The sequence below is a fragment of the Alcaligenes sp. 13f genome, from assembly GCF_020496585.1.
GTDB lineage: Bacteria > Pseudomonadota > Gammaproteobacteria > Burkholderiales > Burkholderiaceae_B > Alcaligenes > Alcaligenes phenolicus.
Genome location: NZ_JAHKKC010000005.1, coordinates 230489 through 241861 on the forward strand (window position 1 = coordinate 230489; position 11373 = coordinate 241861).

The 11373-nt window shown below is 57.0% G+C and carries 12 protein-coding genes; 9 read left to right on the forward strand and 3 right to left on the reverse strand.

Annotated features, from left to right (window positions below; translation table 11 throughout):
- The first annotated feature begins 72 nt into the window (after positions 1–72).
- The 9 genes from KOE80_RS06225 (at position 73) to KOE80_RS06265 (ending at position 7535) form a co-directional block, all read left to right on the forward strand.
- Positions 73–339 (forward strand): exodeoxyribonuclease VII small subunit, encoded by a 267-nt coding sequence (locus KOE80_RS06225; protein ID WP_003802451.1) that lies wholly within the window; start codon positions 73–75, stop codon positions 337–339.
- Position 340: 1 nt separating this feature from the next.
- Positions 341–1249, forward strand: coding sequence for a polyprenyl synthetase family protein (locus KOE80_RS06230; protein WP_022983568.1), 909 nt, complete (start codon positions 341–343; stop codon positions 1247–1249).
- Between the two features lie 113 nt (positions 1250–1362).
- The gene (gene dxs / locus KOE80_RS06235; RefSeq protein ID WP_226348638.1) at positions 1363–3228 is read left to right on the forward strand and encodes a 1-deoxy-D-xylulose-5-phosphate synthase; all 1866 of its coding nucleotides are present in this window, start codon (positions 1363–1365) and stop codon (positions 3226–3228) included.
- A 149-nt stretch (positions 3229–3377) separates the two neighbouring features.
- Positions 3378–4181, forward strand: coding sequence for a GTP cyclohydrolase FolE2 (gene folE2, locus KOE80_RS06240; RefSeq protein WP_026484336.1), 804 nt, complete (start codon positions 3378–3380; stop codon positions 4179–4181).
- 143 nt (positions 4182–4324) lie between these two features.
- On the forward strand, positions 4325–4723 hold the full coding sequence (rpsF, locus tag KOE80_RS06245) for a 30S ribosomal protein S6 (RefSeq protein WP_026484337.1): 399 nt from the start codon (positions 4325–4327) through the stop codon (positions 4721–4723).
- A gap of 13 nt (positions 4724–4736) precedes the next feature.
- The gene (gene priB / locus KOE80_RS06250; RefSeq protein ID WP_009457572.1) at positions 4737–5054 is read left to right on the forward strand and encodes a primosomal replication protein N; all 318 of its coding nucleotides are present in this window, start codon (positions 4737–4739) and stop codon (positions 5052–5054) included.
- An 89-nt stretch (positions 5055–5143) separates the two neighbouring features.
- Entirely contained in the window at positions 5144–5416 is a 273-nt protein-coding gene (gene rpsR / locus KOE80_RS06255; RefSeq protein WP_003802444.1) for a 30S ribosomal protein S18, read from the forward strand.
- 18 nt (positions 5417–5434) lie between these two features.
- Positions 5435–5890: a 50S ribosomal protein L9 gene (rplI, locus tag KOE80_RS06260; RefSeq protein ID WP_009457571.1), complete on the forward strand. Its 456-nt coding sequence runs from the start codon at positions 5435–5437 to the stop codon at positions 5888–5890.
- Between the two features lie 274 nt (positions 5891–6164).
- Positions 6165–7535: a replicative DNA helicase gene (locus KOE80_RS06265; protein ID WP_009457570.1), complete on the forward strand. Its 1371-nt coding sequence runs from the start codon at positions 6165–6167 to the stop codon at positions 7533–7535.
- Between the two features lie 144 nt (positions 7536–7679).
- Here KOE80_RS06265 and KOE80_RS06270 read toward each other — a convergent pair whose 3' ends face one another.
- The 3 genes from KOE80_RS06270 to KOE80_RS06280 all read right to left on the reverse strand — a co-directional run.
- Positions 7680–8651, reverse strand: a complete 972-nt coding sequence (locus KOE80_RS06270) for a bile acid:sodium symporter family protein (RefSeq protein ID WP_226348639.1) — start codon at positions 8649–8651, stop codon at positions 7680–7682.
- Complete coding sequence (gene pdxA / locus KOE80_RS06275; protein ID WP_083053978.1) at positions 8648–9640, reverse strand: 4-hydroxythreonine-4-phosphate dehydrogenase PdxA; 993 nt, start codon at positions 9638–9640, stop codon at positions 8648–8650. The genes KOE80_RS06270 and pdxA overlap by 4 nt, the downstream gene beginning before the upstream one ends.
- A 116-nt stretch (positions 9641–9756) precedes the next feature.
- On the reverse strand, positions 9757–11373 hold a 1617-nt coding region (locus tag KOE80_RS06280), incomplete at its 5' end, for a PhoH family protein (RefSeq protein WP_264180197.1).

The following is an 11373-nucleotide window of genomic DNA, read 5'->3' on the forward strand; positions in this document are numbered from 1 at the left end:
CGCCTCCCGTACAATGCCACTTCCAATTGGGTCTCAGCCAGTCCTGACGGCCCTCATTGATCAGGAATAGTTATGGTTAAATCTCGCGATGATAATCAAAGCGCCCAGGCGCCAGCCCAGCAGGATTTCGAGTCCGCTCTGGCACAACTGGAAGCGCTGGTCGCTCGCATGGAAAGCGGGGCATTGCCGCTGGAGCAGGCTTTGCAAGCTTATGAGCAGGGCGTGGAGTTAGCCCAATTGTGTCAGCGCAAGCTGGACCTTGCACAAGAACAAGTCAGCGTATTGCAAGGCAATCTGCTGCGCCCCTTGTCCGGGGATGAAGCTGTTGGAGATAGTTAAGATGAGTTCTACCAGTTTTTCTGATTGGCTGCAGGCGCGGGTTGAGCAGACTGAGACCGTACTGGAACAATTGCTGCCCCCTGTCAGCCAGGAACCTGCTCGTTTGCACGAAGCCATGCGCTACTCCGTGCTGGGTGGTGGCAAGCGCGTGCGCGCTGCCTTGGTGTATGCCGCCGGTGAGGCTGCCTTGCAAGGCAAGCCCATGGCCGCTGCCCAATTGAAAGCATTGGAGTTGGCAGCGGCGGCGGTGGAATTGATCCACGCCTACTCGCTGGTTCACGACGATTTGCCGTGCATGGACGACGACAAATTGCGTCGTGGTCGCCCGACCACCCATGTTCAGTTTGATGAAGCGTGCGCCATGCTGGCTGGCGATGCCTTGCAACCCTTGGCCTTTGAGTTGTTGGCACAAATGCCAATTGCCCCTGCCTTGATTGTGCAAGCCATTACCCAGTTGGCGCAGGCTGCGGGCAGTGCCGGTATGGCCGGTGGTCAGGCTATTGATTGCGCCAGCGTGGGCATTGCTCTGGACCGTGATCAGTTGCAAGAGATGCACAGCATGAAAACTGGCGCCATGTTGCAAGCCAGCGTTTTGCTGGGTGGTATTGTGGCGGGTGCTTCCTCTACCGTGCGTAATGGTTTGGAAGAGTACGCCCAGGCAGTCGGTCTGGCCTTCCAGGTCGTGGACGATATTCTGGATGTGACGGCTGACACCGCCACGCTGGGCAAGACGGCTGGCAAAGATGCCGCCGATAACAAGCCCACCTATGTCTCCATCCTGGGTATGGACGGATCGCGCGAGTTGCTCGGTGCTCTGAATGAGCAGGCCCAGTTGGCCTTGCGTCCTTTGGGACCTGCTGCGGCACGTCTGACGCAACTGGCTGATTACATCGTGGGTCGCAATCATTAAGCGACGCGGGCCTGTGCTACTTTGGCACAGGCCGCGAAGCGTTTTACAATAGCCGATTGGCGATTGTTTTTAGACAGTCGTTTCACTTATTTGCCCGGATAGACGTCTTTAGTATGACAACCGTTTCCCTAGAGCAGATCCAGTCTCCCGCCGACTTGCGCCAGCTTGATCAACGTGATCTTCCCGAGCTGGCACGACAACTGCGCGAGTTTGTTCTGCAATCCGTATCCAAAACCGGTGGGCATTTGTCGTCCAATCTGGGCACGGTTGAATTGACCACTGCCTTGCACTATGTGTTCGAGACTCCCCACGACCGTATCGTGTGGGATGTGGGTCACCAGTCCTATCCGCACAAAATTCTGACTGGCCGCCGCGATCAGATGAGTGGTTTGCGTCAGCAAGATGGCATCTCCGGTTTTCCCAAGCGCTCCGAGTCCGAGTACGACGACTTTGGTACGGCGCATTCCTCAACCTCGATTTCCGCAGTGCTGGGAATGGCCGTGGCCTCGCGCAATGCCGGGATCGAGCGTCAGCACATTGCCGTGATCGGTGATGGCGCGATGACGGCCGGTATGGCGTTTGAAGCCCTGAACAATGCCGGTGTGACGCCCGATGTAAATGTGCTGGTGGTGTTGAACGACAACGACATGTCGATCTCGCCGCCGGTGGGTGCCCTGAATCATTATCTGGCTCGCCTGATGTCGGGCCGGTTCTACGCCGCTGCCAAGAATGTAGGCCGTACTGTCTTGCAGCATGTCCCGCCTGTTCTGGAGCTGGCGCGCAAGTTTGAAGGCCACGCCAAGGGGATTCTGTCTCCGGCCACGTTGTTTGAAGAGCTGGGTTTTAACTACGTAGGCCCGATTGATGGCCACGATCTGGATGCGCTGGTCTCTACCTTGAGCAATCTGCGTGATCTGGGTGGTTTGCAGTTCCTGCATGTGGTGACCCGTAAAGGGCAGGGCTACAAGCTGGCTGAAGCCGACCCGGTGCTCTATCACGGTCCCGGCAAATTCGATCCTTCTGTGGGTTTGGTGACTCCTACGACCAAGCCGCGCCCTACCTTTACACAGATTTTCGGTCAGTGGCTGTGCGATATGGCCAGGCAGGACCAACGTCTGTACGGTATTACCCCCGCCATGCGTGAAGGCAGTGGCATGGTGGAGTTCGAGCAACAATTCCCTCGTCGTTATTTCGATGTGGGTATCGCCGAACAGCACGCCGTGACCTTTGCCGGTGGTTTGGCCTGTGAGGGGCAAAAGCCGGTTGTGGCGATTTACTCTACCTTTTTGCAGCGCGGCTACGATCAACTGATTCACGATGTGGCCTTGCAGAATCTGGATGTCACTTTTGCGCTGGATCGCGCCGGTATTGTGGGCGCAGACGGGGCAACGCATGCCGGTAATTACGACATCGCCTTTCTGCGCTGCATTCCGAACATGGTGGTGGCCACGCCGTCGGACGAAAACGAAACCCGCTTGCTGCTGACCTGTTGTTATCAGCACCCAGGGCCCAGCTCGGTGCGCTATCCGCGCGGAGCGGGTATTGGTGCTGAAGTGGATCAGGAGCTCCATACCGTGCCGCTGGGCAAGGCCAATCTGCGCCGTCAGGGCAAGAACCTGGCCATTCTGGCTTTTGGTCCCGTGTTGCACGAGGCGCTGAAAGCAGCCGAGGTTCTGGACGCTACCGTGGTAGACATGCGTTTTGTAAAACCTATGGACGAAGCCTTGCTGCAAGAGCTGGCACAAGGCCATCAGGCTTTTGTGACTGTGGAAGAGGGCTGTTTGATGGGGGGCGCAGGCAGCGCGGTGCTGGAGTTTGTCAGCCGTGAAGCGCTGGTGATGCCGGTATTGCAACTGGGCTACCCCGACGAGTTCATCGACCACGGCGATCAGAAGAAAATTGCTCAGGATCTGGGCCTGGATGCCGCAGGCATCGAGCGCTCCATTCGTGAACGTTTCTCAAGTTTGCTTGAGGCGTGAGGCAATTTCTGCACAGTTTAGGGTTTAAATACCCCAATATGCGCGTTCTTATTAAGGTTATCGAACCTCGCGTGCGATAAGCGTAAGATAATAATTCATTATTGTTTTTATTTACGGTTGCGGCTCTGTCGTAGCTGAACCTGATGGATATGAATACAGTGTCGGAATCGCCTTTGGCCATGCCAGATGTGCAAAGCAGCACGGATACACGCCGTGTTGCGATTCAGCGCGTGGGTGTGCGCGGGGTGCGGCATCCGATGATGCTGGACCTGCAAGGGCAGGCCGTGCCCACCGTGGCGCAATGGGAGTTGACGGTGGCCTTGCCGCCCGAAGAAAAAGGCACCCATATGTCGCGCTTTGTGGCTTTGCTGGAAGAGTACCGCCGTCAAGCCATGACGCCCGCTGGTTTTGTGCAGATGGCCCAGGCCATGTTGCCTTTGCTCAATGCCGGGCGTGGCGACATGACAGCCACCTTCCCCGTTTTCCTGGAAAAAGTGGCGCCCGTATCCGGTGTGGCCAGCCTGATGGATTACACCGTCAGCTGGACAGCACGTGTCGGTGTGGATGCCCAGCCTGAATTTGAGTTGTCCGTGCTGGTTCCGGTTACCAGCCTGTGCCCGTGCTCCAAGGCAATTTCAGAGTACGGTGCGCATAATCAGCGCTCGCACGTTACCGTGCAGGCCGTGTTTGCGGATCCGGCTGCGCTGGACTTGCCTACGCTGATCAAATCGGTTGAAGAGCAAGCGTCCTGCCAGCTGTGGGGCTTGCTCAAGCGTACTGACGAAAAGTACGTTACCGAATACGCGTACGACAATCCCAAATTCGTCGAAGATCTGGTGCGTGATGTAGCCGTCAGCGTGCGCAGCTTGCCCGGAGTGTTGCGTTATAGCATCGAAGCCGAGAATTTTGAGTCGATTCATAATCACTCTGCCTACGCAAGCGTGCAGGGCTAAGGCTTTTGGCTTGTCAGCCAGCCTTTCTTGGTGCTAGTATCTATGGTTTCTTGCTCGACCCGGATTGAATGGGCGGGCTGTCGCGCTTGGTGCCTGACTGGTTTTACAGCGGGTAGTAGGCGATATCCACAAGGAGTTGTTCCATGCGTCACTACGAAGTAGTGTTCATTGTGCATCCCGATCAAAGCGAGCAAGTGCCCGCCATGATCGAGCGCTATTCGGCGATTGTTACTTCCGAAGGCGGTGCTATTCATCGTCTGGAAGACTGGGGCCGCCGTCAATTGGCTTACCCAATCCAGAAACTGGTCAAGGCTCACTACGTGTGCCTGAACATCGAATGCGGTCAGTCCACCCTGGACGAGCTGGAGCATTCCTTCCGCTACAACGACGCTATCTTGCGTTACCTCGTCGCTGGCACGAAGAAAGCCCCTGAAGGCGCTTCGGTCATGATGAAGTCCGTCGAACGCGAAGAAGCACGTAAAGCAAGTACTGAAGCCAGCGCTCCTGCAGCTGCTGAAGCCGAAGCTCAAGCTGAAGAGTAATAGCTCCGACTACGTGAACCAGTTCTCTCTTGCCGGTCAGCTTGTCGACATCAAGCCCTTGCGTTATACGCCGGCTGGTGTCCCAGCTCTGGAATTGGTCCTGGAACACGAATCTTCCGTAATGGAAGCCGGTCACTCCCGGCAAATCGCTTTGACGATGCAGGTAGTGGCTTTGGGAAATAATGCACTGGGTCTGGCAGACACTCCTTTGGGAGCCCGTTTGCAGCTACAAGGTTTTATTGCCCCAGCCCGTAAAGGTTCGACGCGTCTGGTGCTGCATGTACAGCAATATCAGCGTCACTTTCCGGGACAAGGCTCTGTTACGGTTTGACTGGTCTGGCTCGATCGTCGCGAAGTGTTCAACACCTCGCATCACACTGAATTCTTCCGGGTATAGCCCGGTTACTAACGAGGCACAAAATGGCTTTCCGTAGAGGCAAAGACAAAAAACGCAAATTTGCACAACAGAACCCACTGTTCAAGCGCCGCAAATTCTGCCGCTTCACCGTCGCTGGCGTTGAAGAAATTGATTACAAAGATCTGGACACCCTGCGTGATTTCATCCAGGAAAATGGCAAGATCATCCCTGCACGTTTGACGGGCACCAAAGCTCACTACCAGCGTCAGCTGGACACCGCTGTCAAGCGCGCTCGTTTCCTGGCTCTGTTGCCGTACACCGACAACCACAAATAATCCAGAGGAACCTTAGTCATGCAAGTTATTTTGCTCGAAAAAGTCGCCAACCTGGGTAATCTGGGTGACGTTGTGCGCGTACGTGATGGTTACGCCCGTAATTTCCTGCTGCCACGCAAAGTTGCTCGCCGTGCTACGGCTGCCGCTCTGCAAGAGTTCGAAGCACGCCGTGCCGAACTGGAAAAGCTGCAAGCTGAAAAGCTGGCCGCTGCTCAGGCTCAGAACGAAAAGCTGAACGGCCAAGCTTTCACCCTGGTTCAAAAAGCCGGCGTGGACGGTCGTTTGTTTGGTTCCGTGACCACCATGGACATCGCCAATGCATTGCAAAATGCCGGCTTTGCCGACCTGGTCAAGACTCAGGTTCGTCTGCCAGACGGTCACCTGAAAGCCATTGGCGAGTACCCCGTTCAGGTTGTTCTGCACCCTGACGTGATCGCTGAAATCAACGTTGTGGTTCAAGGCGACGTAGCCTAAGACTAGCGCGTTGACGCATGGTACATTCTTTCATGGAGTGTATCTGCCAAGCTCAAAAAAGCCGGTGCAAGCCGGCTTTTTTGTTTTCTCTTCATTCTGTTTGAAGAGAGCCAGCACGCCTGCGGCGTGACTGTATTGCCGCATTCGGTCCTGTCAGCCCAGCACGCTGTTGAGCCTGACTGTTCTGACCCCAGATACACATACTGTTCAAGCCCGCACAACACATTCTGTTGGCTGCGGCGTCGATTTTTTTCCTTGATTTGAAGGTATATGCATGGAAAGCAAGTCAGCCAAATCCGATTCAACGCTGGATTACCTCAGGGTCCCGCCTCATTCCATTGAGGCGGAGCAGTCGGTGCTCGGTGGCTTGTTGCTCGATAATGCCGCGTTTGACCGGGTGGCCGATATTGTCACCGACGAGGATTTTTATCGTTTTGATCACAAGCTGATCTGGCAACACATTACCCGCTTGATTGGTCTGGCCCGTCCTGCCGACGTCGTCACGGTCTTTGAGTCCTTGTCGGTTGCAGGCAAGCAGGAGGAGGTGGGTGGGCTGGCCTATTTGAATGCGCTGGCTCACAACACGCCATCGGCGGCCAATATTCGTCGCTACGCCGAGATCGTTCGCGAACGTTCCACGCTGCGCAAGCTGGTCACCGTTGCTGATGATATTTCCTCGGCCGCCTTCAATCCGCAGGGCAAGGAGGCCCGGCAGATTCTGGACGAGGCGGAAACCCGTGTGTTTCAGATTGCCCAGGAAGGGGCGCGTGGTTCGCAGGGCTTTCTGGAAATCCAGCCCCTGCTAAGCCAGGTGGTGGAACGTATTGACGAGCTGTATCACCGCGAAGGCGATTCGGAAGTAACCGGGGTCCCAACTGGCTTTATTGACCTGGACAAGATGACGTCAGGCTTGCAGCCAGGCGACCTGGTGATTGTGGCGGGTCGTCCTTCCATGGGTAAAACTTCGTTCTCCATGAATATTGGCGAGCACGTTGCGATTGCCCAAGGTTTGCCCGTTGCCGTATTCTCCATGGAAATGGGCGCGGTGCAGTTGGCCATGCGTATGGTCGGTTCGGTCGGTTTGCTGGACCAGCACCGTATGCGTACCGGCAAGCTGACAGCCGACGATTGGCCCCGTCTGACACATGCCGTGCAGCAGGTGCAGGAGGCCCAGATTTACATTGATGAAACGCCCGGCCTGTCGTCCATGGAAGTGCGTGCACGGGCTCGACGTCTGGCGCGACAGTGTGGCCAACTGGGCTTGATCATCATCGACTATTTGCAGCTGATGTCCTCAAGCGGTGGCGAGAACCGGGCAACGGAAATTTCTGAAATCAGTCGTTCCTTGAAAGGTCTGGCCAAAGAATTGAACTGTCCCTTGATTGCTTTGTCGCAGTTGAACCGAAGCCTGGAGCAACGGCCCAACAAGCGCCCAGTGATGAGTGACTTGCGCGAATCCGGCGCTATTGAGCAGGATGCTGACTTGATCTTGTTTATTTACCGTGACGAGGTCTACAACCCGGACTCGCCCGATAAAGGCACGGCTGAAATTATTATTGGTAAACAGCGTAACGGTCCTATTGGTTCGGTTCGCTTGACCTTCGCCGGAGCCAGCACGCGCTTTCTGGATTACATGCCCAATTAAAAAGCACAGTGGCTGCTTCAGTGCGCGGGCTTGTGAGGCCGTTTGCCAGATGTCAGGACAAAAAAGAGGCATACCTTGGTATGCCTCTTTTTTATTCATCGTTCAGCGTGTATGGGTAGTCAGGCAAGGTGGTTCGCCGTCCTCTTAGTTTTCACTTCGAGCCGCCAGTCTTTTCGCCAGCCATGCACATACCAGTAGCTGCCACTGGTGAAACAACATGATCGGCAAGATGATAGGCCCGACCATGGCACTGGGGAAAATCACGTTGGCAATCGGGATGCCGCTGCTCAGGCTTTTATTGGAACCACACATCAGCAGGCTGACACGGTCCTCAAAGGAAAAGCCCAGCCAGCGCCCCAGGTTCCAGGCCAGCACTTGCGCCAAGGTCAGCAGAACGGCGTTGGACAGCACAATCAGTCCCAAGGCACTCAATGGGGTGGAGGACCACAGACCGCCCACCACCGCGCCTGAAAAAGCCGTATACACCACTAGCAGAATCGAGCCTTGATCCACGACTTTCAGCAGTTGCTGGCGCTTCATGACCCAGGCGCCGATCAGGGGACGCAGCATATGCCCGAAGACAAAGGGGAAAAATAGCTGCAGCATGATCTTTCCCACCGCCTCCAGCGACACGGTGGCCTGGGCGCTGGTGGCACCTGCCAGCATGATGCCGACCAGAAGGGGAGTGATGAACACCCCCAGCAAGGTGGAGGCCGAGGCGCTGCAAATCGACACCGGCACATTCCCTCTAGCCATTGCGGTCAGCGCCACCGCAGATTGCACGGTGCTGGGCAGGCAAGCCAGAAACAGAATTCCCAGGTACAGATTGTCGGTTAGCCAGGGACGCAGCACAGCCGCCACGCCACTGCCCAGAATAGGGAAGAGCACAAAGGTGACGGACAGAATCAACAGGTGCAAACGCCAGTGGGACAAGCCGCCCCAGATAGCCTCACGAGACAGGCGGGCACCATGCAGAAAGAACAGCAGGGCAATCGCGATCTGCGTGATGTGTTGGAACAGAGGCACGCCCCAACCTTGGGCGGGCAGCAGGCTGGCAAGAGCAACAGTGGCAAACAGCTTCAGCAAAAACGGGTCAATCGGTAAGCGCCTGATCATGCTTGATGCGCGCTCATGGAAAGAGCCATACGGTAGGCATAGCCCAGGGAGGAGGCGTCGGCCTTACCCTGTCCGGCAATGTCGTACGCGGTGCCGTGGTCGACACTGGTGCGAATAAAGGGCAGACCTACCGTCACGTTCACGCCTTCGTCCAGACCCAGCAGCTTGATGGGAATCAGCCCCTGGTCATGGTACTGGGCCACCACAATATCGAACTCTCCCTGACGAGCCCGCATGAAGATCGTGTCGCCGGGCCAGGGGCCGCTGGCCTGGATGCCTTCGGCGCAGGCTTGTTCAATAGCCGGTGTGATCTGCTCAATATCCTCAGAGCCGAATTTGCCACCCTCACCGGCATGGGGGTTCAAGCCTGCCACAGCCACACGGGGCTTGGCGATCCCGGCCTGGGTGCAGGCCAACTGTGCCAGCCGGATGGTTTGCAAGACGCGTTCTGTAGTAATCAGGGAAGGGACACGGGCCAGCGGCTCATGAATGGTGACCAGAATGGAGCGCAAGTGTTCGTTAGCCAGCATCATGGCGTAGTGCTCGGTGTGGCTGCGCTCGGCCAGAATCTCGGTGTGGCCAGGGGCATCGATACCGCCTTTTTGCATGGCCAGCTTGTTCAGTGGGGCGGTGACGATGGCACGGATCAGACCGGCTTGGGCATCATCAATAGCGTGGCACAGGTATTCGTAGGCGCCGCGTCCGGCCTGAGCGTTAACTTCGCCATAGGGCAGATCGTCGGGCAGGGCTTGCCAGCGATTCAGGACGGCAATGACCCCCTTGGGTGTGCAAACAGGCTGCTCCACCTCCTCGACGTGCCAGTCCTGGTCGGCGCCAATCAGTGTCAGGGCACGGCGCAGCGCACCCGCATCGCCATAGGCTACGGCGGGGTGGGGCAGGCCTTCAACAATCAGGCGGGCAATAATTTCCGGGCCTATGCCAGCGGCATCGCCCATGGTAAGCCCGATGGGCTGTGCGGTACGTTTCATAACAGTCATTAAAAATCCCCCACGCTGCGTCTTTGCTGTGCTTGTTGGCCTTGATGCAGCCTGGCGGTAAAAAAAAACCGGGTCCAGGACCCGGTTTGAGTGAGTAGCGATTCGGTTTAGAGTGCGTCGCTGGCGTAATCGGCCAGACGGGAGCGCTCACCACGTTGCAAGGTAATGTGGCCTGCATGCGGCCAGCCTTTGAATCGATCTACTACGTAGGTCAGCCCCGAACTGCCCTCGGTCAGGTAGGGCGTGTCGATCTGGGCAATATTGCCCAAGCAGACAATTTTAGTTCCTGGACCTGCGCGCGTCACCAGTGTTTTCATCTGCTTGGGCGTCAGGTTCTGCGCCTCGTCGATGATCAGGAACTTGTTCATGAAGGTACGACCGCGCATGAAGCTCAGGGATTTGACCTTGATCTTGGAGCGCACCAGTTCCATGGTGGAGTTGCGTGGAGCCTCGGCGCCTTGTGGGTTGTTCAGGTTGCTGGAGGACTTGCCGGTGCCCAGATGCAGCACTTCCAGGTTGTCCTCAAGCGCACCCATCCAGGGCTGCATTTTTTCTTCCTCGGTACCGGGCAGGAAGCCGATGTCATCCCCTACAGGCACGGTGGCACGGGTGATGATGATCTCGTTGTAGCGCTTGGTCTCCAGGGTTTGGGTCAACGCACTGGCCAGGGCCAGCAGCGTTTTACCCGTACCGGCATGGCCCAGCAGGGAGACGAAATCAAAATCCGGGTTCATCAACAGGTTCAGGGCAAAGTTCTGTTCGCGGTTGCGAGCCGTAATGCCCCAGACGTTGTTCTTGCCGTGACTGTAGTCGCGCAAGGTGGCCAGTACGGCGGTATTGCCAGCGGTTTCGCGTACCTGGGCATACAAGGGATCGTCGCCTTCGGTAAATACGAACTGGTTGACCATGAACTGGCTGCACAGCGGCCCGCTGATACGGTAGAAGGTGGTGCCACCCTGTTGCCAGGACTCCATGTTCTTGCCGTGCTTGGTCCAAAAATTGTCCGGCAAGGGCATGACACCGTCATACAGCAGGTCGGAGTCATCCAGAACGTGATCGTGGCGGTAGTCTTCGGCCAGCAGGCCCAGTGCCTTGGCCTTCAGACGCATATTGATGTCTTTGGACACCAGCACCACTTCGCGTTTGGGCATGCTCTGGGTCAGGGCATTGACCACGGCCAAAATGGCGTTGTCCGCCTTGCCCAGCGGCAGCTGGATAGGCAGGGTGGTATCCAGAGCGCTGGTCTGGAAGGTGACGGCGCCACGCGCTTCGGTATTGCCGATGCCATCCAGATTGATGGGCTTGTCCAGACCATGATCGCCCACCAGACCTTCCAAGGAGCGGCTGACCTGACGCGCATTGCGGGCCACTTCGGACAGGCCCTTTTTCTGGTGATCCAGTTCTTCCAGCACCATCATGGGCAGGAAGATGTCGTGCTCTTCAAACTTGAACAGCGAATTGGAGTCGTGCAGCAAGACGTTGGTATCCAGCACAAACAATTTGCGCTGGGTGGGGGCCAGACGGGTGCGTTTGCTGGCTGCGCCGGCGACAGGCTTGGGAGCCTGGGCAGGGCTGGCGGCAGCTCTTTTGCTGGGAGCTGCTTTGGCCACACTGGCGGGCGCAGGCGCTGCTGCGGGGGCCGCGGGCGCCGTTTTGACGGGCGCAGGCTTTTTGGAGCGTGGCGTAGCAGCCGCTTTACTGGGGGCGGCTTTGGGGCTTGCGGG

Excerpts from the sequence above, each read along its gene's own strand:
- KOE80_RS06225 (WP_003802451.1), top strand. The coding sequence starts at position 73 with ATGGTTAAATCTCGCGATGATAATCAAAGCGCCCAGGCGCCAGCCCAG.
- KOE80_RS06230 (WP_022983568.1), top strand. The coding sequence starts at position 341 with ATGAGTTCTACCAGTTTTTCTGATTGGCTGCAGGCGCGGGTTGAGCAG.
- dxs (WP_226348638.1), top strand. The coding sequence starts at position 1,363 with ATGACAACCGTTTCCCTAGAGCAGATCCAGTCTCCCGCCGACTTGCGC.
- folE2 (WP_026484336.1), top strand. The coding sequence starts at position 3,378 with ATGAATACAGTGTCGGAATCGCCTTTGGCCATGCCAGATGTGCAAAGC.
- rpsF (WP_026484337.1), top strand. The coding sequence starts at position 4,325 with ATGCGTCACTACGAAGTAGTGTTCATTGTGCATCCCGATCAAAGCGAG.
- rpsR (WP_003802444.1), top strand. The coding sequence starts at position 5,144 with ATGGCTTTCCGTAGAGGCAAAGACAAAAAACGCAAATTTGCACAACAG.
- rplI (WP_009457571.1), top strand. The coding sequence starts at position 5,435 with ATGCAAGTTATTTTGCTCGAAAAAGTCGCCAACCTGGGTAATCTGGGT.
- KOE80_RS06265 (WP_009457570.1), top strand. The coding sequence starts at position 6,165 with ATGGAAAGCAAGTCAGCCAAATCCGATTCAACGCTGGATTACCTCAGG.
- KOE80_RS06270 (WP_226348639.1), bottom strand. The coding sequence starts at position 8,651 with ATGATCAGGCGCTTACCGATTGACCCGTTTTTGCTGAAGCTGTTTGCC.
- pdxA (WP_083053978.1), bottom strand. The coding sequence starts at position 9,640 with ATGAAACGTACCGCACAGCCCATCGGGCTTACCATGGGCGATGCCGCT.